At 66.6% G+C, this 19,342-nt stretch carries 19 protein-coding genes; 10 read left to right on the top strand and 9 right to left on the bottom strand.

Annotation, left to right across the window (positions count from 1 at the left end):
* Positions 1–64: 64 nt before the first annotated feature.
* Together ruvA and ruvC are read right to left on the bottom strand one after the other, a co-directional pair.
* Positions 65–739 (bottom strand): Holliday junction branch migration protein RuvA, encoded by a 675-nt coding sequence (gene ruvA, locus CRO22_RS02045; RefSeq protein ID WP_097068436.1) that lies wholly within the window; start codon positions 737–739, stop codon positions 65–67.
* Entirely contained in the window at positions 736–1,287 is a 552-nt protein-coding gene (ruvC, locus tag CRO22_RS02040) for a crossover junction endodeoxyribonuclease RuvC (protein ID WP_097068435.1), read from the bottom strand. The genes ruvA and ruvC overlap by 4 nt, the downstream gene beginning before the upstream one ends.
* A gap of 336 nt (positions 1,288–1,623) precedes the next feature.
* Here ruvC and CRO22_RS02035 point away from each other — a divergent pair, with 336 nt between their 5' ends.
* Entirely contained in the window at positions 1,624–1,812 is a 189-nt protein-coding gene (locus CRO22_RS02035; protein ID WP_097068434.1) for a DUF1127 domain-containing protein, read from the top strand.
* An 80-nt stretch (positions 1,813–1,892) separates the two neighbouring features.
* Here CRO22_RS02035 and CRO22_RS02030 read toward each other — a convergent pair whose 3' ends face one another.
* From CRO22_RS02030 to CRO22_RS02020, 3 genes are all read right to left on the bottom strand, one after another.
* Positions 1,893–2,240 (bottom strand): hypothetical protein, encoded by a 348-nt coding sequence (locus tag CRO22_RS02030; protein WP_097068433.1) that lies wholly within the window; start codon positions 2,238–2,240, stop codon positions 1,893–1,895.
* A gap of 98 nt (positions 2,241–2,338) precedes the next feature.
* Positions 2,339–3,211, bottom strand: coding sequence for a 50S ribosomal protein L11 methyltransferase (locus CRO22_RS02025; RefSeq protein WP_097068432.1), 873 nt, complete (start codon positions 3,209–3,211; stop codon positions 2,339–2,341).
* Positions 3,212–3,274: 63 nt separating this feature from the next.
* Positions 3,275–5,464, bottom strand: a complete 2,190-nt coding sequence (locus CRO22_RS02020; protein ID WP_097068431.1) for a primosomal protein N' — start codon at positions 5,462–5,464, stop codon at positions 3,275–3,277.
* A 179-nt stretch (positions 5,465–5,643) separates the two neighbouring features.
* Here CRO22_RS02020 and fsa point away from each other — a divergent pair, with 179 nt between their 5' ends.
* The 6 genes from fsa (at position 5,644) to CRO22_RS01990 (ending at position 10,397) form a co-directional block, all read left to right on the top strand.
* A complete protein-coding gene (fsa, locus tag CRO22_RS02015) occupies positions 5,644–6,297 on the top strand; it encodes a fructose-6-phosphate aldolase (RefSeq protein ID WP_097068430.1) in 654 nt (217 codons plus the stop codon).
* 127 nt (positions 6,298–6,424) lie between these two features.
* Complete coding sequence (locus CRO22_RS02010) at positions 6,425–7,129, top strand: DUF484 family protein (protein ID WP_097068429.1); 705 nt, start codon at positions 6,425–6,427, stop codon at positions 7,127–7,129.
* A 1-nt stretch (position 7,130) separates the two neighbouring features.
* The gene (locus tag CRO22_RS02005; RefSeq protein WP_097068428.1) at positions 7,131–8,054 is read left to right on the top strand and encodes a tyrosine recombinase XerC; all 924 of its coding nucleotides are present in this window, start codon (positions 7,131–7,133) and stop codon (positions 8,052–8,054) included.
* Positions 8,055–8,170: 116 nt separating this feature from the next.
* Complete coding sequence (locus tag CRO22_RS18775) at positions 8,171–9,052, top strand: EF-hand domain-containing protein (RefSeq protein WP_097068427.1); 882 nt, start codon at positions 8,171–8,173, stop codon at positions 9,050–9,052.
* A 179-nt stretch (positions 9,053–9,231) separates the two neighbouring features.
* On the top strand, positions 9,232–9,627 hold the full coding sequence (locus CRO22_RS01995; RefSeq protein ID WP_141399402.1) for a hypothetical protein: 396 nt from the start codon (positions 9,232–9,234) through the stop codon (positions 9,625–9,627).
* 71 nt (positions 9,628–9,698) lie between these two features.
* Positions 9,699–10,397 (top strand): CDP-alcohol phosphatidyltransferase family protein, encoded by a 699-nt coding sequence (locus CRO22_RS01990; RefSeq protein ID WP_097068425.1) that lies wholly within the window; start codon positions 9,699–9,701, stop codon positions 10,395–10,397.
* On the opposite strand, the gene CRO22_RS01985 is transcribed toward CRO22_RS01990, so the two are convergent.
* The 3 genes from CRO22_RS01985 to CRO22_RS01975 form a co-directional block, all read right to left on the bottom strand.
* A complete protein-coding gene (locus tag CRO22_RS01985; protein ID WP_097068424.1) occupies positions 10,394–11,233 on the bottom strand; it encodes a DMT family transporter in 840 nt (279 codons plus the stop codon). The genes CRO22_RS01990 and CRO22_RS01985 overlap by 4 nt on opposite strands.
* Positions 11,234–11,338: 105 nt before the next feature.
* Positions 11,339–11,797, bottom strand: coding sequence for a cytochrome c-type biogenesis protein (locus CRO22_RS01980; protein ID WP_097068423.1), 459 nt, complete (start codon positions 11,795–11,797; stop codon positions 11,339–11,341).
* Positions 11,798–11,801: 4 nt separating this feature from the next.
* Positions 11,802–13,763, bottom strand: coding sequence for a heme lyase CcmF/NrfE family subunit (locus CRO22_RS01975; protein ID WP_097068422.1), 1,962 nt, complete (start codon positions 13,761–13,763; stop codon positions 11,802–11,804).
* 328 nt (positions 13,764–14,091) lie between these two features.
* Between CRO22_RS01975 and CRO22_RS01970 the strand changes: the two genes are divergently transcribed.
* The 3 genes from CRO22_RS01970 to CRO22_RS01960 all read left to right on the top strand — a co-directional run bounded on the left by CRO22_RS01970 (position 14,092) and on the right by CRO22_RS01960 (position 16,905).
* Positions 14,092–15,273 (top strand): aspartate aminotransferase family protein, encoded by a 1,182-nt coding sequence (locus tag CRO22_RS01970; RefSeq protein ID WP_097068421.1) that lies wholly within the window; start codon positions 14,092–14,094, stop codon positions 15,271–15,273.
* Between the two features lie 72 nt (positions 15,274–15,345).
* Positions 15,346–16,272: an ornithine carbamoyltransferase gene (gene argF, locus CRO22_RS01965; protein WP_097068850.1), complete on the top strand. Its 927-nt coding sequence runs from the start codon at positions 15,346–15,348 to the stop codon at positions 16,270–16,272.
* A gap of 87 nt (positions 16,273–16,359) precedes the next feature.
* Positions 16,360–16,905, top strand: coding sequence for a cysteine hydrolase family protein (locus tag CRO22_RS01960; RefSeq protein ID WP_097068420.1), 546 nt, complete (start codon positions 16,360–16,362; stop codon positions 16,903–16,905).
* On the opposite strand, the gene hrpB is transcribed toward CRO22_RS01960, so the two are convergent.
* Positions 16,902–19,340 carry an ATP-dependent helicase HrpB gene (hrpB, locus tag CRO22_RS01955; RefSeq protein WP_097068419.1) on the bottom strand — a complete coding sequence of 813 codons (2,439 nt, stop codon included), beginning with the start codon at positions 19,338–19,340 and terminating at the stop codon, positions 16,902–16,904. The genes CRO22_RS01960 and hrpB overlap by 4 nt on opposite strands.
* Positions 19,341–19,342: the final 2 nt, after the last annotated feature.

The following is a 19,342-nucleotide window of genomic DNA, read 5'->3' as shown; positions in this document are numbered from 1 at the left end:
GCTTTCAGGATCCGTGGGGGCGCTGCCCCCACACCCCCGGGATATTTGGGGCAAGATGAAAAGGCTAGTCCTTTGGCGCAAGCAGGCGCAGGGCGGTGCGGATCAGCTTGGCGGTATCGGTGGCGGCGGGGTCATCTGCGGCGCGTGCGACGGCACTGGCGGCCTCTGCCGGCGCGTAGCCGAGGTTGGTGAGCGCAGAGAGGGCCTCGGCGGTGAAGTTGGTCTTTGGCGCGGGGGCCGGGCGTTTGGCGGGTTTGGCGGCGGGTTTTTCCGGCGCTTCAATCACGTCATCGGCGGGACCGGTGTCGATTGTCAGCGCGCCGCCCATCGCCATCACGCTCGGCGCCTTGTCCTTCAACTCCATCACCACGCGCTGCGCGAGTTTGGGGCCTACACCGGGGGCGGCCTTGATCGCCGCCCAATCGCCAAGGGCGAGCGCGCGGCTCACCCCTTCGGGGCCGAGCGTGCCGAGAATGGCGAGCGCGGCCTTCGCGCCGATCCCCTGCACCGAGGTCAGAAGCAGGTGCCATTCCTTCTCGATCAGGCTGGGGAAGCCGAAGAGTTGAAGCAGATCCTCGCGCACCACAAGCTCGGTATAGAGCGCGCAGGCCTCGCCCACGGGCGGCAGGTTGGAGGCCGTGCGGGGGGAGACATGGACGATATAGCCCACGCCGCGCACGTCGATCAGCACGTGATCCATGGCCCGGTGCAGGATCACTCCGGCGATGCGCCCGATCATCCGCGCGCCCTCCGGATCCGCGCCTGCCCGGCGGTGATCTCAAGGGCCGCGCGACCGAGCTGTGCCGCGCCGATGCGGCGCGCGGATTGCAGGTGATGGGCATGACAGATCGCAATCGCGAGCGCATCGGCCGCATCGGGGCTGTCAAAGACCACGCCGGGGAGCTGGTGGCGCACCATGTGCTGAACCTGCCCTTTCTCGGCATGGCCAACGCCGACCACGGCCTTTTTGACCGCATTGGGGGCATATTCGCCGATCTCCAGCCCCGCCTGCGCGGGTACCAGCAGCGCGATGCCGCGCGCTTGCCCGAGCTTCAGCGTGGCAACGGCGTCCTTGTTCACAAAGGTTTGCTCTACTGCTGCGGCCTCGGGGCGATGGGCGGCGATCACCTCTGTGAGCCCGGCATGAAGCGCGACGAGGCGCTGCGCGAGATCGGTGCCCTCGGAATGCAGCGTGCCATTGGCGATGTGGCGCAGCCGCGGCCCCTCCATCTCGATCACGCCCCAGCCGAGGTTGCGCAACCCCGGATCGATTCCGATCACCCGCATCAGCCCGCCTCTTTTGTGTGGCATTTTATCCACGGCTAGCACAAAAGAGGAACATCGCAAAGGACAAAGCCGGTCGAAAACTTTAACGCTGCCGTGCCGCGACGCCAGAAATTCGCGTGAAAACGCCTTGTTGTGCGGGAAAGCTCCTGCCAAAATGACGAAACCGCTTGGCAATTCGACGAATCCGTCACGAACCTGTTAACTTTCTGAAAAGCCATGCAAAATCTGCATGGCGGGGCTGATCCTGCGGGTGTTGTTTTCTCGCGGAGCCTCATCTAGATGCGGATTCATGGGTGCGATGCCCAAAGATTTTGCACTTTATGAAGGAAACGCGACATGTCCGCCCTCGACAGCTACCGCTTTTCTGCCCGGAATGCGCGGGCGGGTCTTTTCAACCGTGTTCTTGAGACATTCGTGGTCTGGAACGAGGCCCGGCTGACCCGCCGCGCGCTCGAACAGCTCAGCGACCGCGAGCTCAATGACATCGGGTTGAGCCGTTTCGACATCGACCGCATCGGTCGCTGAACCGGAAGGGCCGCGCCCGGCCCGAAGGCAAAAAAGAAGGCCGCGTCCCGGGACGCGGCCTTTCGCTTGTCTGCTGCGGTTCAGTAGAGCAAAGCGCGCAACTCTCCGGCGATCCAGCGCGTTGGTGCATCGGCCTGCATCGCCCAGCCGCCCAGCTGGTCGAGCGCGCTTCCGGCCTGCAGCTCCGCCACGCGGCGGTCATAGCTCTCGGCGCCGATCTGCGCGAGCAGGGCCCCTTTGAACAGGAGCGCGCCGATCAGGATCAGCGCCAGCGCCCGGATCGGCAGCGTGCGTCGATCGCGGCGGCGATGCGCATCGAAATAGCTGCGCCCAAGCGCGCCTTCAGCCTCGAAAGCACCGCCCGCAGCATGGATCGTGTCGATCCGTTCCAGACGATGCGCAAAATCACTTCTTCCGGTATCACTCATGACCAGGCTCCACAGTCGCATGGCCGTCAGCCCAATTGGCTAACGAAGACTTAACAGATATGGAGCAAATTTCGGTTTTTTGCGAGCGTGGCTTGCGCTCACTGGTTCCGCGTCAGAACCAATGTCGTCCAGTCGCCGTGTTCGTCGCGCATGCGGGGGGCAAATCCGGACGAAACATAGGCGGCCTGCACGTCCTCAGCCTGTTCGTTGAGAATACCGGAGAGGATCACATGCCCTGATTCGGCACAGAAGCGCGCCATGTCGGGGGCGAGCGCGATGAGCGGCGCCTTCAGGATATTGGCGAAAATGAGGTCGAAAGGGGCGGTCTCTTGCAGCATCGGATGGGCGAAGCCCGCCGCCTCAAGGCAGAGCACCTGGCCTTCGAGCCCGTTTGTCACCACATTGGCCGCGGCGGTCTGGACCGCCACCGGGTCGATGTCGGAGGCGAGCACCCGCTCGGGCCAGAGCTTTGCCGCCGCCATCGCCAGCACCGCGGTGCCGCAGCCGATATCCGCCACATTCCGCGCCCGCAGCCCCGCCGCTTCGAGCCGGTCGAGCGCGGTGAGGCAGCCGAGCGTGGTGCCATGGTGGCCCGTGCCAAAGGCCATCGCAGCATCAATGCGCAGCGCGATCGCCTCCGCGGGCACCTTGTCGGCATCGTGGCTGCCATGAACGAAGAACCGCCCCGCGACCACGGGGGCGAGCTCGCGCTTCACATGGGCGACCCAGTCTGTTTCGGGGAGCTCCGAGACGGTGAACCCGGTGCCGCGGAAGGCGACGGCGAGAATGTCGAGCACGACATCGTTCGGGCGTTCGAGGAAATAGGCGCCGACCTCGTATTTGCCCGATCCGTCCTCGATCTCGAACACGCCCACGCCATAGGGCGCGGGGTCGAGTTCTTCCACCCGCTCGGCCAGATCTTCGGCAAGCTCGCGTTCGGGCAGGACGGCGAAGGCGGTGAAGGTGGTCATGGCGGGCTCCGTTGCTTTCGCCCCCAATGGCGCGAAAGCGGGGCCGGGTCAACTGTAGCGGCTTTACAGGAAGCTCTGCGGGTCGATGTCGATGGCCAGCTTGACGGCATTGGGGAACTTGACGCCGCGCAGCCAGGCGCGGATCGCGCCTTGCAGGGGCGCGCTTTTCTCGGCCTTGATCAGGAGCCGCACCCGATGACGGCCGCGCACCCGGGCGATGGGCGCGGGGGCGGGGCCAAAGAGTTGCGCGCCAATGCGTGTGAGCGGGGCGGCATTGCGCGCGAGCTGGTTGCCAAGCTCGAAGAGCGGCGCAACCTCGGGGCCAGAGAGAATGATCCCCGCCATGCGGCCATAGGGTGGCACGCCCACGGCGCGCCGCCCCGCGGCTTCCGCGCGCCAGAACGCCTCCTCGTCGCCGCCCAGGATGGCGCGGATCACCGGGTGTTCGGGCTGACAGGTTTGCAAGAGCGCAAGGCCGGGCTTGTCGGCGCGCCCGGCGCGCCCCGCCACCTGTCGCATCAGTTGAAAGGTGCGCTCGGCGGCGCGCAGGTCCGAGCCTTGCAGGCCAAGGTCGGCGTCGATCACCCCGACAAGGGTCAAAAGCGGGAAGTTGTGCCCCTTCGCCACGATCTGCGTGCCGATAATGATATCGGCGCCGCCGGCGGCGATGCTTTCCACCGCCTCTTTCAGCGCGCGGGCCGAGCCGAAGAGGTCGGAGGAGAGCACCGCGGTTCGCGCCTTGGGGAAGCGCTCGGCCACCTCTTCCGCGAGCCGTTCGACGCCGGGGCCGACCGGGGCGAGCTTGCCCTCCACCCCGCAAGAGGGGCAGGCGGTGGGGATTGGTTTCGTCTCGCCGCATTGGTGGCAAACGAGGCGCTTCAAAAACCGGTGTTCCACCATCCGTGCATCGCAATGATCGCAGCCGATCTGATGGCCGCAGGCCCGGCAGATGGTGACGGGCGCATAGCCGCGGCGGTTCAAGAACAGCATCGCCTGTTCGCCGCGCGAAAGCGTGGCCTGCACCGCGCCCACAAGCGAAGGCGAGATCCAGTGCACCGATTCGATGCGTTCCTCGCGCATGTCGATCGCGCGCATCTCGGGAAGGTCGGCGGTGCCAAAGCGGCTTTGCAGATCGAGGCGGCGATATTTACCTGCCTCGGCATTGGCCCAGCTCTCGAGCGAGGGCGTGGCGGAGGCCAGCACCACCTGCGCGCCGGCAAGCGAGGCGCGCAGCACCGCCATGTCGCGGGCATTGTAAAGCGCGCCTTCTTCCTGCTTGTAGGAGCTGTCGTGCTCCTCATCGACAACGATCAGCCCGAGGTCTCGATAGGGCAGAAACAGTGCCGAGCGCGCCCCCACCACCATCTGCGCGCCGCCCTCGGCCACCATGCGCCAGAGCCTGCGCCGCTCGGCCTGGGTCGCGCCCGAATGCCATTCGCCCGGCCGCGCCCCGAACCGCGCCTCGACCCGCGCGAGGAATTCGGAGGTGAGCGCGATCTCGGGCAAAAGCACCAGAGCCTGCTGGCCCTTGGCAAGGCATTCCGCCACCGCTTCGAGATAGACCTCGGTTTTGCCCGAACCGGTAACGCCCTTGAGAAGCGTGACGCCAAATTGCCCGAGCCCGGCGCGCAACGCCGCCGCCGCCGCCGCCTGATCGCCGGACAGCGCCTTGCCCGGCAATTGCGGGTCGAGCCGCGGATAGGGCAGGTCGCGCGGCGCTTCGGTCTCCACCACCGCGCCCTGCGCCACGAGCCCCTTCACCACCTGCGGCGTCACTCCGGCGAGCTGCGCGAGTTCGGTGAGATAAAACCCCGCGCCACCGTGATCACCGAGCACGCCCAGCACCTTCTCGCGCGCGTCGGTCATCCGTGCAGGCGTGCCCGCGCCCAGCCGATAGATCTTGCGCGCGCCCGGCGGCTCGAAAAGCCCCGGCGTCCGGGTGGCCAGCCTGAGCACGCCGGGCCGCGAGGTCATCGTGTAATCGGCCATGCGGATCAGGAACTGCTGCAGCTCGGCGCGCATTGGCGGCACATCGAGCACACGAACGACGGCGCGCAGCTTCTCCGCCGCAAACCGCCCGTCCCCCGGCCCCCAGACCACGCCCACAACGCGACGTGGCCCAAGCGGCACCTCGACGAAGGCGCCCGGAAAACACCCGCCCTCGGGGGCAAGATAATCGAGCGGCTTGCCCACCGGCTCGGTCGTCAGCACCGAGACCCGCGCCCCTTCCGGATAGAACCCCGGCTCAGCCATGCGCGCCTCCGCGCCTCGTCGCCCCTGCGGCTGGGTGCAAATATCCTCGGGGGGAGAGGCCACAAGGCCGGCGGGGGCGGACAGCCGCCCCGTTCCTCTGTCCAGAGCGGTCGATCCGCTCTCGCATCCCGGTTCCGTTTGCGCTAAATCCCCGCTGGAGAGAGCGCAGGAGGCCCCCCATGAAATTCTTCGTCGATACCGCCGATGTCGCCGCCATCAAGGAACTTGCCGATCTCGGCATGGTCGATGGCGTCACCACCAACCCGTCGCTGATCCTGAAATCGGGCCGCGACATCCTCGAGGTGACGAAGGAAATCTGCGAGATGATCCCTGGCCCGGTCTCGGCCGAAGTGGTTGCCACCGAAGCGCCGGAGATGATCGCCGAGGGGCTGAAACTGGCCAAGATCGCCTCCAACATCGCCATCAAGGTGCCGCTGACCTGGGCCGGCCTCACCGCCTGCAAGGCTTTCGCATCCGAAGGCCACATGGTCAACGTCACTCTGTGCTTCTCCGCCGCGCAGGCGATCCTCGCCGCCAAGGCGGGGGCGACCTTCATCTCGCCGTTCCTTGGCCGTCTCGACGACATCAACCTCGATGGCGTGCAGCTGATCGACGACATCCGCACGATCTACGACAATTACGATTTCAAGACCGAGATCCTTGCCGCCTCGATCCGCTCGGTCAACCACATCACCGAAGTGGCCAAGATCGGCGCCGATGTGATCACCGCGCCGCCCTCGGTGATCAAGGCGATGGCGAGCCATCCGCTCACCGACAAGGGGCTCGACCAGTTCCTGAAAGACTGGGCGAAAACCGGCCAGAAAATCGTCTGAACCGGCCTGAAACCGGCAACAGACCCGCCTTTCGGGGCGGGTCTTTGCATATTTGACCGAAATTTAACCTGCAATTAACTAGAATCTGTGTCAATTTGCACAGTAACCCGCTGACCACGAGGACGGCATGAGCGACACGGCATTTGCACCCGAACTCCGCACCAAGATCATCAACGACCCCGATGTGATCCTCGAGGATCGCGACCTGATGCGGGCTCTGATCTCGGCCAATGAACGCGCCATGGGCGCCAATATCGTCGATCTGCGCGGCGTGGCGATGGAGCGGCTCGAACGCCGACTCGACCGCCTCGAAGACACGCATCGCTCGGTGATCGCGGCCGCCTATGAAAACCTCGCCGGCACCAACCAGATCCACCGCGCGGTGCTGCGCATGCTCGACCCGATCGAGTTCGAGACCTTCCTGAAGAACCTTGCCACCGAAGTGGCCGACATCCTGCGCGTCGACAGTGTCAAACTCGTGCTTGAGACCGAGCAGGAGGGCGAAGAGGTCGCGCTGCGCCGCCTTGGCAATGTGCTTTGCGTCGCTGAGCCGGGGTTCATCGCGGAATACATGCGCTCGGGCAAGGGCTCGCAATTGCGCCCCGTGGTTCTGCGCCAGACCCTGCCGCAGTCGGAAACGATCTACGGCGAGGCCTCGACCTGGGTGCGCTCGGAAGCGCTGATGCGGCTCGATCTTGGCGAAGGCCGTCTGCCGGGCATGCTGGTGATGGGCGCGGAAGATCCGCACCAGTTCAAACCCTCGCAGGGCACGGACCTTCTGGCCTTCTTTGCGGGCGTGTTTGAGCGCGCGATGCGGCGCTGGCTGGCCTGACATGGGCATCGGATTTTCGCCCGCCGCGGGCATGGCGCTCGGGCGCTGGCTTGAGCATATGCGCGCGCTCAAGGGGGCCTCTCCGCATACGTTGACCGCCTATCGCAACGATGTGAGCGGCTTTCTCGGCTTCTTGCATCTGCATTACGGCGAAAGCCTGGGCATGGCACGGCTGGGCGAGCTTACCCCCGCCGATATGCGCGCCTGGATGGCCTATGAGCGCAACCGTGGCCTGTCGGGCCGCTCGCTCGCCCGGGCGCTCTCGGCGGTGAAAAGCTTCATGCGCTGGCTGGCTGAGCGCGAGGGGTTCGACGCCACCCATGTGCTCTCGACCCGCGCGCCCAAATATCAGCGCAACCTGCCCCGTCCGCTCGCCGAAGATGCGGCGCAGGCGGTGATCGAACAGGTGGAGTTGCAGGCCAACGAGCCTTGGGTGGCCGCGCGCGACGCGGCGGTGATGACGCTCCTTTACGGCTGCGGGCTGCGGATCTCCGAGGCGCTCAGCCTCAAGGGCGAAGACGTGCCGCTGCCCGAAGTGCTGCGCATCCGCGGCAAGGGCGACAAGGAACGGATGGTGCCGGTGCTGCCCGCGGCGCGCGATGCGATGGCCGAATATCTGCGGCTCTGCCCCTTCGTGCCCGCGCCCTGGGAACCGGTGTTCCGCGGCAGCCGCGGTGGCGCGCTCAACCCGCGCATCGTTGCCAAGTCGATGGAACGCGCGCGGCTCGCGCTTGGCCTGCCGGCTTCTGCCACGCCGCATGCGTTGCGCCACAGCTTTGCCACGCATCTGTTGTCCGCGGGCGGTGATCTGCGGGCGATCCAGGAGTTGCTGGGGCATGCGAGCCTTGCCACCACGCAGGTCTACACGGCCGTCGATTCGGCCCGCCTCATGGAAGTCTATCAGGCGGCCCATCCGCGCGCCTGATAGTATAACCCAATAAAATCAGAACCTTTTCAAACCAAGGTTTATGGCCTGGGTAAGGAGTCGTTCATCAGTCCAGACGAGCCTCAGGGCACGTTGTCATCCAGAAAGGATCTCTGATGAACGTCTCTTCCCTCTCTTCGCTGTCTGGCTATTCCAGCAGCACGGCGCTTGCGCTGTTGAAGCAATCCTCCTCCAGCAGCACGACGCAAAGCACCAGTTCCACGACCACGACGCAGAGCAGCGGTTCGCCGCCGCCGCCCCCGCCGCCGCCCGCGTCCAGCTCGGGCGGTGCGGATTCCCAATCCCTGTTCGAGGCGCTTGCCACGAACGACGATACCGACGGGGATGGTCTGCTTTCCGAAACGGAAGTCGCAGCCAGCCCCGTGGCAGACCTGCTGTCGAGCCAGTTCTCGACGATCGACAGCGATGGCGATGGTCTGCTGAACCAGACCGAGCTCGACACGGCAGAAGCCGCGAGCCGGTCCGGTGGAACGAGCGAGGCGCAGGGCTCGCGGCCCCCGCCGCCGCCCGGCCCGCCGCCGTCGGAGTCCTCGGAGGAAACAGAGGATGACATCACCTCGTTGTTCGAAGCGCTTTCGACCAACGATGATACGGACGGGGACGGTCTGCTTTCCGAAACGGAAATTGCAGCCAGCCCCGTGGCCGACCTGCTGTCGAGCCAGTTCTCGACCATCGACAGCGACGGGGATGGCCTGCTGAGCGAAACCGAGCTCGATACGGCAGAAGCCGCGAGCCGGTCCCAGGGCGCGGGCGGCGCCCAGGGAGCCATGCCGCCGCCGCCTTCCGGCCCGCCGCCGGGGGCTGAAGACACAGAAAGTGACAGCGGCACCTCCTCGACCAGCACCGAGACCACGGCTCAATCGCTTTATGAGTCGCTCTTCAACGCTCTGGCCACCCAGGATGACAACTCCAGCAGCGTCTCCCTCGACCGCGACCTTGCGAACCAGTTCATGTCGCTGCTCGAGGAAATCTCCTGAGTCACGCGTGACCCAGCGTTCGGGCCGGGGGCTTCGCTCCGGCCCGGATCTTTTCCGTCCAGGCTCGGGGGAGCGGCGACGGACAATGAAGACAATGCACCGCAACGGGGCGGCGCGCAGTAAGCCCGCCTTCACCCCGTCCGGGCATAGTGGCGCCAAACCGTCGCCAGGGGGACAGAATGATGGATCTACCGCAGCTTTCCGGTCTCGGCACGCAAAGCACCGCGAGCACGGTGGCGGCTGCGCCGCCGAGCCCCTCTCCACCCGCCGCTTCCGTCAGTTTCGAGGAGATGCTCGCGCCTTCAGGCAGTGCGGAGATGCAGGCTCTGGTGATGGCACTGGCCAGTGTCGATCCTGTCGCCGGGGCCGGGGACGGGGACGGGGCGGGGGCCGAGGCGGTGGCGATGCCCCGGTCCGAAACCGGGTCTCTCGCACCCGCGGAAGGATTGGCCCCCCCCTCGCTTGCCGAGTCGCTCTTTTCGGCGCGGAACAATGCGGAGGGGACCGCGCGCGACACCATGTCCGGCGGCGTGCTCTCGCAGCAATATAAGGCGCTCCTGAACGGAATCCGCTGAAGCGGGCGGCAAAGGAAGCGCTTCTGCCCGCGGCGCCTTGCGCGCTCCGGGGGTTTGCGGCAGGAAGGGCCATGGACATTCGTATCAAGGCGCTCTCGGTTCACCTTTTTACCGCCACCGGTGCGGTGCTTTCGATGCTGGCGATGCTGGCGGCCGTGGAAGAGAAATGGTCGCTGATGTTTCTGTGGCTCGTGGTGGCGCTCGTCGTCGATGGCATCGACGGGCCGCTCGCGCGCCGCTATGAGGTGAAGACCAACTGCCCCACCTATGACGGGGTGTTGATGGATCTGATCATCGACTACCTGACCTATGTCTTCATTCCCGCTTATGCGCTCTTCAAATCCGGTCTGCTGCCCGGCTGGACCGGCTGGCTCGCGATCATCGCCATCACCTATCTGAGCGTGATCTATTTCGCCGATACCCGGATGAAGACGAAAGACTGTTCCTTCTCCGGCTTTCCGGCGTGCTGGAACATGGTGGTGCTGGTGCTGTTCGCGATCAGCCCGGGCTATTGGGTGACGCTTGCCGTGGTGCTGGCGCTGGCAGTGGCGATGTTCTTTCCCCTCAAGTTCATCCATCCCACGCGCACGAAACGCTGGCGCCCGCTCTCGCTCAGCACCGCACTCTTGTGGACGGTGTTTGCCGCTTGGGCGGCCTGGGTGAATTTCCATGAGGGGAGCTGGGCGCATTGGGGTCTTGTCGTGACCTCGGTCTATCTGCTCGGCGCGGGGATCTTGCAGCAGATCTTCCCGGCGCGGCACGCCGACTAAAGCCGCGTCAGCACCACGCCCGCCACGATCAGCACCGCCGCAATCGCTTTCGAGCGCGTCATCCGCTCGCCAAAGGCGAGCCAACCGATCAGCACCGCAAACAGGATCGCGGTTTCCCGCGTGGCCGCGACGAGCGCAATCGGCGCCTTCGTCATAGCCCAGATCGAGATCGCATAGGCGCCGTAGGAGGCCGCCGCGCCAAGGGCCGCCATGCCCCAGTCGCGGGCGGGCGAAAGCGTCAGAAACCCCTTCGGACGGCGCAAGCTCATGGTGAGGCCAAAGAGCAGCCCGCCTCCGACCATCAGCCAGCCGACATAGCCTGCCGCATCGCCCGCCACCCGGGCGCCGAGCCCGTCGGTGAGGGTGTAGGTGGCCGTCGCGCAGGCGGAGCCGAAGGCATAGGGCAGCAGCCGCCGGCTCTCGCCATCGGTAAAAACGCCGCGCGCCATGAAGAGGATGCCGAGCCCGAGCACGCCGACACCGAGGTAGCCGAGCGGGCGCACCACATCGAGCGCCAGAAGCGCCGTGACAATGGCCACAAGCATCGGTGCGGTGCCGCGCGCGATCGGATAGACCCGGCTCAGATCGCCCTGTTCATAGGCGTGGGCAAGAAAATACTTGTAGGCAAAATGCACGAGGCAGGCGGCGGCGACCCATTTCCATGCTGCCGGCTCGGGGAGGGGACGGGCCAGCGCGATGGCAAGGCCGACCAAAGCTTCCATCAGGCTCAGCATTACCATGGCGCGGATTTTTGACCCGCCAAAGCGCAAAAGGGCGTTCCAGAGCGCATGCAGGAAAGCGGCGGAGAGCACCGCGAGGAAAATGTGCAGGCTCATCGCGGGCCGGATCTCGCTGTCATGAAACTGTCACACCGCTACCCGAGCCGGGCGAGGCCCACAAGGGGGGACGGCGCAGGGCAACAGCCGCATACCGGCGCTGCCTCAGTCCTTGAGCAATTCCTTCAGGCGGGCTTGCTCGGCGACGCTCAGCGCCACGGTGGGCGCGGCCTCGTCCTTGCGCCGCCCGCGCAGCCACAAGAACACGCCGCCAAGTGCAATCACCAGAACCACCGGCCCCATCCAGTAAAGGATCAGGTTCGCGCCGCTGCGCTCGGGCTCGAAAAGCACATATTCCCCGAACCGATCCTTCACATAGTCGATCACCTGCGTGTCGGTATCGCCCTCAACGAGCCGTTCGCGCACGGCAAGGCGCAGATCGCGCGAGACGCCGGCGTTCGATTCGTCGATATTCTCGCCTTGGCAGACCGGGCAGCGCAGCACTTGGGAGATCTGCCGCGCCCGTGCCTCAAGCGCGGGATCGGCGAGCACCTCGTCGGGTTGCACGGCATGTGCTGGTGCGGCGAGGGTAAGAAGGGCGAGCAGCAAAACACGTTTCAGCATCGGTTCACTCCGCAGGAACGGCCGTGAGAGGCGCGGCCTTGCGCGCTCCGGCGGCGACCCGGTAGCGCCGGTCCGAGAGGCTCATCAGCCCGCCAAAGGCCATGATCAGGCAGCCCGCCCAGATCCAGTTCGCGAAGGGTTTGATATAGGTGCGCACTGCCCAGCCCCCGCCCTCCTGCGGATCGCCGATGACAAGGTAGATGTCGCGCCAGAAGCCGTTGTCGATATCGGCCTCGGTCGTGGGCATCGCCTGCACTGGATAGACGCGCTTTTCGGGGTGGAGCGTCGCAATGAGCCTGTCACCGCGGTGCACCTCCATCGTCGCGCGCTGCGCGGTGTAGTTTGGCCCCGGCACAGCCTCGACCCCGTCAAGCGTGATCTCGAAGCCCGCGACCGTGAAGCTGTCGCCCGCTTTTGCCACGCGGATATCTTCGACCTGACCGGCCATCAAAAGCCCGATCCCGGCGATGGTGATGCCAAGCCCGCCATGCGCCAGCGCCTTGCCCCAATCGGCGCGCGGCAACCGGGCGATGCGGGCGGGGGTGTGGCCCGCACGCTGCCAGATCTCGGCAAGCGCTCCGAACACGAGCCAGGAGCCGAGCCCGGCGGAAACGAGAGCGAGCACCGGCCGCCCGGTGGCCATCGTCCAGACGAGCGCCATCACCGCGAGGGTGAGGATCGCGGCGGGCGCGAGCGGGCCGACCAGACGGGCGAGGTTTGCGCGCTTCCACGGCATCATCGCGCCGATTGGCAGCAGGACCGCCAGCGCCACCATGAAGGGGGTGAAGGCCTTCTCGAAGAAGGGCGCGCCGACCGAGAGCTTGCGATCCCACAAGAGTTCCGCCACCAGCGGCCAGACCGTGCCGGTGAAGACGACAAGCGCCGCGACGGCAAGCAGGATGTTGTTGATCACCAGCGCAGATTCGCGGCTGACCATCGAGAAGATGCCCTTGGCCTGCATCTCCCCCGCCCGCGCCGCATAGAGCATCAGCGCGCCACCGGTGAAGGCGGCGAGGATCATCAGGATGAACACGCCGCGCTCCGGGTCATTGGCGAAGCTGTGCACCGAGGAAATGACCCCCGAGCGCACGAGGAACGTGCCGATCAGCGAGAAGCCGAAGGCCATGATCGCAAGGAGAATCGTCCAGCTTTTCAGCGCCTCGCGTTTTTCGACCACGATGGCGGAATGGAGCAGCGCCGCCGCGAGCAGCCAGGGCATGAAAGAGGCATTCTCGACCGGATCCCAGAACCAGAAGCCGCCCCAGCCGAGCTCGTAATAGGCCCACCACGAGCCGAGCGCGATACCGATGGTGAGGAACACCCAGGCCGCGAGCGTCCAGGGCCGCACCCAACGCGCCCAGGCGGCATCGACCCGCCCCTCGATCAGCGCGGCGACGGCGAAGGAAAACGCCATCGAGAGCCCGACATAGCCGAGATAGAGGAAGGGCGGGTGGAAGGCGAGGCCGGGGTCTTGCAAAAGCGGGTTCATGTCACGCCCGTTGAAGGGCACATCGACGATCCGCGTGAACGGGTTCGAGGTGAAGAGGATGAAGGCAAGGAACGCAAGCCCGATCGAACCCTGCACAGAGAGCACCCGCGCGCGCAGCCGCTCGGGCAGCGCGCCGCCAAAGGCCGCCGCCGCTGCGCCGAACAGCGACAGGATCAGCACCCACAAGAGCATCGAGCCCTCATGGTTGCCCCAGACGCCAGAGACCTTGTAAAGCATCGGCTTGTCGGTATGCGAATTGGCATAGACGAGCTCGAGCGAGAAATCGGAGACGACGAAGGCATAGGTCAGCGCGGCAAAGGCGGTGGCAATGAGCAGGAATTGCGCCAGTGCCGCGGGGGCGGCGACCGCCATCCAGCCCGACCAGCCCTTGTGCGCGCCGACAAGTGGCACGGTGGTTTGCACCAGCGCCACGAACAGCGCGAGGATCAGGGCAAAATGCCCGGTTTCGACGATCATCCGGGGGTCCTCCTCAAGTCGCTGGGATCATAGAGGCGCGCGCCCCCCGGGCCAAGTCAGTTGCGCATCTGCGCTGCATCTTTCGCAAAAGCGTGAAGCATGCCGCCGTTTGGCTTTGACAGCGCGGGACGGATTCGCTAAGCGCAGCCCATGATCCCCCGGACCGCAAATATCGCCCGTCCCCGACGTCGCCGCAGCCGCGCCTGACGCCAGATCTGCCGTGGCTTCTCGCCACATCTCTCCACAAAACCGCCCATCCCGGCCAGACAGAGTTGACAGCCGCCGCGCGCCTGTTGCACCCCTTGGCCTTCCTTTTCCGGAGCACAAAATGATCGCTTCCATCCTGCCCACCTATTCCCGTGCGCCCCTCGCCTTTGTGAAGGGCGAAGGTTCCTGGCTCGAGGCGGCAGATGGCAGCCGATATCTCGACCTCGGCGCGGGCATTGCGGTGAATGCACTTGGCCATGCCGCGCCCGCGCTTGTGGCCACGCTCACCGAACAGGCGGGCAAGCTCTGGCATGTCTCGAACCTCTACCAGATCCCCGAGCAGGAAAAGCTCGCCGATCTGCTCGTGGCCACCACGTTTGCCGATACTGTCTTCTTCACCAACTCGGGCACCGAAGCCTGCGAGCTTGCGGTGAAGATGGTGCGCAAATACTGGTATGAGAAAGGCGCGCCCGAGCGCACCGATATCATCACCTTTGCCGGTGCCTTCCATGGCCGGTCTTCCGCCGCCATCGCCGCGGTTGGCTCGGAAAAGATGACCAAGGGCTTTGGCCCGCTGCTGCCGGGCTTCGTGCATCTGCCCTGGGATGACCTTGAGGCCGTCAAGGCCGCGGTCGGCGAGACCACCGCCGCGATCCTGATCGAGCCGGTGCAGGGCGAGGGCGGCATCCGCCCGGCGACGGACGCCTTCCTCAAGGGGCTGCGCGAGATCTGCGATGCGACCGGCACGCTTCTGGTGTTTGACGAGGTGCAATGCGGCATGGGCCGCACCGGCAAGCTCTTTGCGCATGAATGGGCCGGCGTCACGCCCGATGTGATGATGGTGGCCAAGGGCATCGGCGGCGGCTTCCCGCTTGGCGCGGTGCTCGCCACCGAAAACGCCGCCTCCGGCATGACCGCGGGCACCCATGGCTCGACCTATGGCGGCAACCCGCTTGGCTGCGCCATCGGCGCGAAGATGATGGAGATTGTCACCGCCGAGGGGTTTCTTGACGCGGTGAGCCGCAAGGCGGCCTTTTTGCGCCAGCGCCTTGAAGGGCTTGTTGCGGCCCATCCCGAGGTGTTCACCGAGGTGCGCGGCCAAGGCCTGATGCTTGGCCTCAAATGCGTGCCCGCGCCTGCCGATGTGGTCAAAGCCGCTTACGCGGAACATCTGCTCACCGTGCCCGCGGCAGATAATGTGCTGCGCCTCCTGCCCGCGCTGACGATCTCGGAAGACGACATGGCCGAGGCCGTGCGCCGCCTCGATGCCGCCGCCGCGCATCTGGAACAGAACCCGGCCTGATTTCATCTTGCCGAAAATATCCTCGGGGGTCCGGGGGCAGACAGCCCCCGGCTTCGCAAGAAAGAAAAGATGATGACCCATTTCCTCGACATCCACACCACCGCGCCCACCGAACTGCGCGCGATGATCGACAGCGCCCGCGCCATGAAAACCGCCCGCCTCGGCCGCCCGAAAGGCGCGCCCGATGACGACAAGCCGCTCGATGGCTGCATGGTGGCGCTCATCTTCGAGAAACCCTCGACCCGGACCCGCGTGAGCTTCGACGTTGGCGTGCGGCAGATGGGCGGCCAGACGATGGTGCTCTCGGGCAAGGAAATGCAGCTCGGACATGGCGAGACCATCGCCGACACCGCCCGCGTGCTGAGCCGTTATGTCGATCTGATCATGATCCGCACCTTCGAGGAGCAGACGCTCCTTGAGATGGCCGAATATGCCTCGGTGCCGGTGATCAACGGGCTGACGAACCGCACCCATCCCTGCCAGATCATGGCCGACATCATGACCTATGAGGAGCACCGTGGCCCGATCGCGGGGCGCAAGGTGGTCTGGTCGGGCGACGGCAACAACGTCTGCGCCTCCTTCCTGCAGGCGGCGGGGCAGTTCGGTTTTGACTTCACCTTTACCGGCCCCTCGACGCTCGACCCCGAGCGCGACTGGATCGCGTTCGCGCGCGAAAAGGGTGTTGAGGTGACGATCGAGCGCGACCCGGCAAAGGCGGTCGAGGGCGCAGATCTGATCGTGACCGACACCTGGGTGTCGATGCATGACCCGGAATCGGCCAAGGAGCGTCGCCATAACCAGTTGCGTCCCTATCAGGTGAACGAGGCGCTGATGGCCAAGGCGAAGCCCGATTGCCTGTTCATGCATTGCCTGCCCGCGCATCGCAACGACGAAGCGACAAGCGCGGTGATGGATGGCCCGCATTCGGTGATTTTCGACGAGGCGGAAAACCGGCTCCATGCGCAAAAGGCCGTGATGCGCTGGGCTTTGGGGAAGTAAGACAGAAGGGGGGCGCTGCCCCCCTCTTTTGCGCTGACGCGCAAAATTCACCCTCCGGGATATTTGGACAAAGTCGAAGGGGCGAGGATGGGCAAGACGGCGCTTTTGATCATCGACATGCAGATGGAGATGCAGGCGCGACTGGATGGGGGGCGCGCGGCGATGAACCCCGAGGCCGGGGCCGCTATTGCCCGGCTCGCCACGGCCTGCCGGGAAAAGGGGTTCGCGGTCGTGCATGTGCGCCATCATGACGCCGATCCCGCCTCGCCGTTTTATCCCGCAGCGCCCGGGGCGCAGCCGATGCCTTGCGCCGAGGCCCTGCCGGGGGAAGCGGTGTTTTACAAATCCACCTCTTCGGCTTTTGCCTCGACCGATCTTGCCGCGCATTTGCGCGCCGAGGGGATCACCCGGCTCATCGTCACCGGCGCGGTGCTTGGCTTTTGTGTCACCTCCGCGGTGCGGGCCGCCGCCGATCTGGGTTTTGAGGTGATCTTGCCACGCGATGCCTGTCTGGGCTTCGATCTGCCGATGATGGGTCTTTCGGCCGAGGCGATCGCCGCGGTGACCTTCGGCCTCCTTGGCGCCGATTTCGCCACGCTGTCGCGCTCGGAGGCGGTGATCGCTGGGCTCTAGGTGCCCCGCGGTTTCGCGCGCGTGGTCGGGTCGGCCTCGCGCGGGTTCTCCGGCCAGGGGTGGCGCGGGTAGCGGCCCCGCATGTCCTTGCGCACCTCGGCATAGGAGCCATCCCAGAAGCCGGGCAGGTCCATCGTCACCTGAATAGGTTTTGCGCCCGGGGAGAGGAGCGCGATGCGCAGCGGATGGCGCTTCGGGCCCACGGTGGGGTGGTGCGTCACGCCATACATCTCGGGCAGCTTCACCTCGATCGTCGGCACCTCGGCGCCGTAATCGATAGGCACGCGCCGCCCGAGCGGGGTTTCGAAATGGCCGGGCACGAGCCGGTCGAGATCGGCCATCTGGGCCCAGTCAAGCTGGGCGCGCAGCGCCTCGGTGAGATCGAGACCGCGCAGGTCGGATTCGGTGCGCGCGCGTTTGAGCCATGGCAGCAGGGCCTCACCCGCGAGCAGGGCCGCGTCGGAGAGGTCCGGGAACGCGGCGCCATCGCCGCGCAAAATATCGACACGGGCGCGGAAGCGGGCGGCGGCGGGCGTCAGCGGGAGCCCGATCTGGCGCAGCCCGTCGAGCGCGCCGCGCGCCAGCGCTTCGGGCGGGGCCTCGGGCCAGTGCCGATCTTCGAGCACCAGCGCGCCAAAGCGCTCCTGGCGGCGCGCCACAACGCGCCCGTCGCGCTTTGACCAAGCGCAAACGTCGTGCCACGCGATCTGGTCCCCATAAAGGCGGCGCAACTCGGCATCGGCGAGCGCGAGGCCTTGGCGAACCCGCGCCTCGCGGGGGTCTCCGTCAAGGTCGGAGGCTACGATCAGCCGATGCTTGCCAAGCCCGTCGGCCTCGTCCACCACCGCGCCCTTGCCGCCCGAGAGCACATAGCGCGCGGCATCGCCCTTCCGGCGCAGGCCGATCCGGTCGGGGTAGGCGAGGGCGAGCATTTCGGCGGGGCTGAAGCGCTCGGCCGGGGCCGGGACCATGCGCGCGAGGCGTTTGGCCTCGGTGCGGATGCGCTCCAGCGTGCCGCGATGGAGCTGGCCGGGGTGGTGCGCCTCGTAGCGGCCCGGATCGCGGATCGCGCTCAGCCGCAGCGTGAGGTCTGCCGGGGCGCCGCGGATCGGGTCGCGTTCCTCCAAGAGCGCGGCGAGCGGCGCCGCTTCGGGCCCGGCCATCACCAGCATATGCGCGAGGCGCGGATGGAGCGGCAGCGCGGCGAGGGCCTTGCCATGCGCGGTGATGCGGCCCGCATCGAGCGCGCCAAGGCTTTCGAGAAGCGCGCGGGCCTCGGCCAGCGCCGGGCCGGGCGGCGGGGTGAGAAAGGCAAGGTCCGCGCCATCCGAACCCCATGCCGCAAGCTCAAGCGCAAGCGCCGCGAGATCCGCCACCGCCATCTCGGGCGGCGCAAAGGCGGGGAGTGCGCCCTCTTCGCCCTTGGTCCAGAGCCGGTAGCAGATCCCCTCGGCGACACGGCCCGCGCGGCCGCGGCGCTGCTCGGCCTCGGCGCGGGAGACGCGTTCGGTGACCAGCCGCGCCATGCCGGAGGCGGGGTCAAAGCGCAGCCGCCGCGCGCGGCCTGCATCGACCACCACACGGATATCCTCGATGGTGAGCGAGGTTTCGGCGATGGAGGTGGCGAGCACCACCTTGCGGCCCCGCTCGCAAGGCGCAATCGCAGCGCGCTGGGCGGCAAATTCCATCGCGCCAAAGAGCGGGCGCAGGGCGACATCGGCGGGCAAGCGGTCGCGCAAAAGCGCCTCGACGCGGCGGATCTCTCCTTCGCCAGGCAGGAACACGAGCACGCCGCCGGTGGTCTCTTCCACCGCGTGGTGCACGAGCCCCGCGAGCGCCGCCTCAAGCCGCATCCCCGGCGCGACGGGGCGCGGCAGCCATCGTGTTTCCACCGGAAAGGCGCGCCCCTCGGAGCGCAGGATCGGGGCATCGTCCAAAAGCGCCGCCACCGGCGCGGCGTCGAGCGTGGCCGACATCACCACAAGCGCAAGATCGGGGCGCAGCGCCGCGCGCGCCTCCCAGGCGAGCGCGAGGCCGAGATCGGCATTGAGCGAGCGTTCGTGAAATTCGTCGAAGATCAGGCAGCCGACGCCCGCAAGTTCGGGGTCGGATTGCAGCATGCGGGTAAGAATGCCCTCGGTCACCACCTCGATCCGGGTTGCCTTCGAGAGCTTCGCCTCGCCGCGGATGCGGTAACCCGCCGTGGCGCCGACGCTCTCGCCCAGCGTTTCCGCCATCCGCTCGGCCGCGGCGCGCGCGGCGAGGCGGCGCGGCTCCAGCATCAGGATCCGGCCCGCGACCTGATCGCGGAGTGCCAGCGGCACCCGCGTGGTCTTGCCCGCGCCGGGCGGAGCCATCAGCACAACACGCCCCGCCGCAGCAAGGGTGCGGCAGAGGTCAGGCAGGATCGCATCGATGGGCAGTGCGTCTTTCACCC

Origin of the sequence: Rhodobacter maris, from assembly GCF_900217815.1 — a bacterium.
GTDB lineage: Bacteria > Pseudomonadota > Alphaproteobacteria > Rhodobacterales > Rhodobacteraceae > Rhodobacter > Rhodobacter maris.
Note: the sequence above shows the minus strand (reverse complement) of the source record. Positions and strands in the feature narration are given on the sequence as shown.

Coding starts and splice junctions, on each gene's coding strand:
- CRO22_RS02010 (WP_097068429.1), top strand. CDS start 6,425: ATGAGCGACACGGCATTTGCACCCGAACTCCGCACCAAGATCATCAAC.
- CRO22_RS01970 (WP_097068421.1), top strand. CDS start 14,092: ATGATCGCTTCCATCCTGCCCACCTATTCCCGTGCGCCCCTCGCCTTT.
- CRO22_RS01960 (WP_097068420.1), top strand. CDS start 16,360: ATGGGCAAGACGGCGCTTTTGATCATCGACATGCAGATGGAGATGCAG.
- CRO22_RS01975 (WP_097068422.1), bottom strand. CDS start 13,763: ATGATCGTCGAAACCGGGCATTTTGCCCTGATCCTCGCGCTGTTCGTG.
- CRO22_RS01995 (WP_141399402.1), top strand. CDS start 9,232: ATGATGGATCTACCGCAGCTTTCCGGTCTCGGCACGCAAAGCACCGCG.
- CRO22_RS01990 (WP_097068425.1), top strand. CDS start 9,699: ATGGACATTCGTATCAAGGCGCTCTCGGTTCACCTTTTTACCGCCACC.
- ruvA (WP_097068436.1), bottom strand. CDS start 739: ATGATCGGGCGCATCGCCGGAGTGATCCTGCACCGGGCCATGGATCAC.
- CRO22_RS02005 (WP_097068428.1), top strand. CDS start 7,131: ATGGGCATCGGATTTTCGCCCGCCGCGGGCATGGCGCTCGGGCGCTGG.
- ruvC (WP_097068435.1), bottom strand. CDS start 1,287: ATGCGGGTGATCGGAATCGATCCGGGGTTGCGCAACCTCGGCTGGGGC.
- fsa (WP_097068430.1), top strand. CDS start 5,644: ATGAAATTCTTCGTCGATACCGCCGATGTCGCCGCCATCAAGGAACTT.
- CRO22_RS02030 (WP_097068433.1), bottom strand. CDS start 2,240: ATGAGTGATACCGGAAGAAGTGATTTTGCGCATCGTCTGGAACGGATC.
- CRO22_RS01985 (WP_097068424.1), bottom strand. CDS start 11,233: ATGAGCCTGCACATTTTCCTCGCGGTGCTCTCCGCCGCTTTCCTGCAT.
- argF (WP_097068850.1), top strand. CDS start 15,346: ATGACCCATTTCCTCGACATCCACACCACCGCGCCCACCGAACTGCGC.
- CRO22_RS02025 (WP_097068432.1), bottom strand. CDS start 3,211: ATGACCACCTTCACCGCCTTCGCCGTCCTGCCCGAACGCGAGCTTGCC.
- CRO22_RS01980 (WP_097068423.1), bottom strand. CDS start 11,797: ATGCTGAAACGTGTTTTGCTGCTCGCCCTTCTTACCCTCGCCGCACCA.
- CRO22_RS18775 (WP_097068427.1), top strand. CDS start 8,171: ATGAACGTCTCTTCCCTCTCTTCGCTGTCTGGCTATTCCAGCAGCACG.
- CRO22_RS02020 (WP_097068431.1), bottom strand. CDS start 5,464: ATGGCTGAGCCGGGGTTCTATCCGGAAGGGGCGCGGGTCTCGGTGCTG.
- CRO22_RS02035 (WP_097068434.1), top strand. CDS start 1,624: ATGTCCGCCCTCGACAGCTACCGCTTTTCTGCCCGGAATGCGCGGGCG.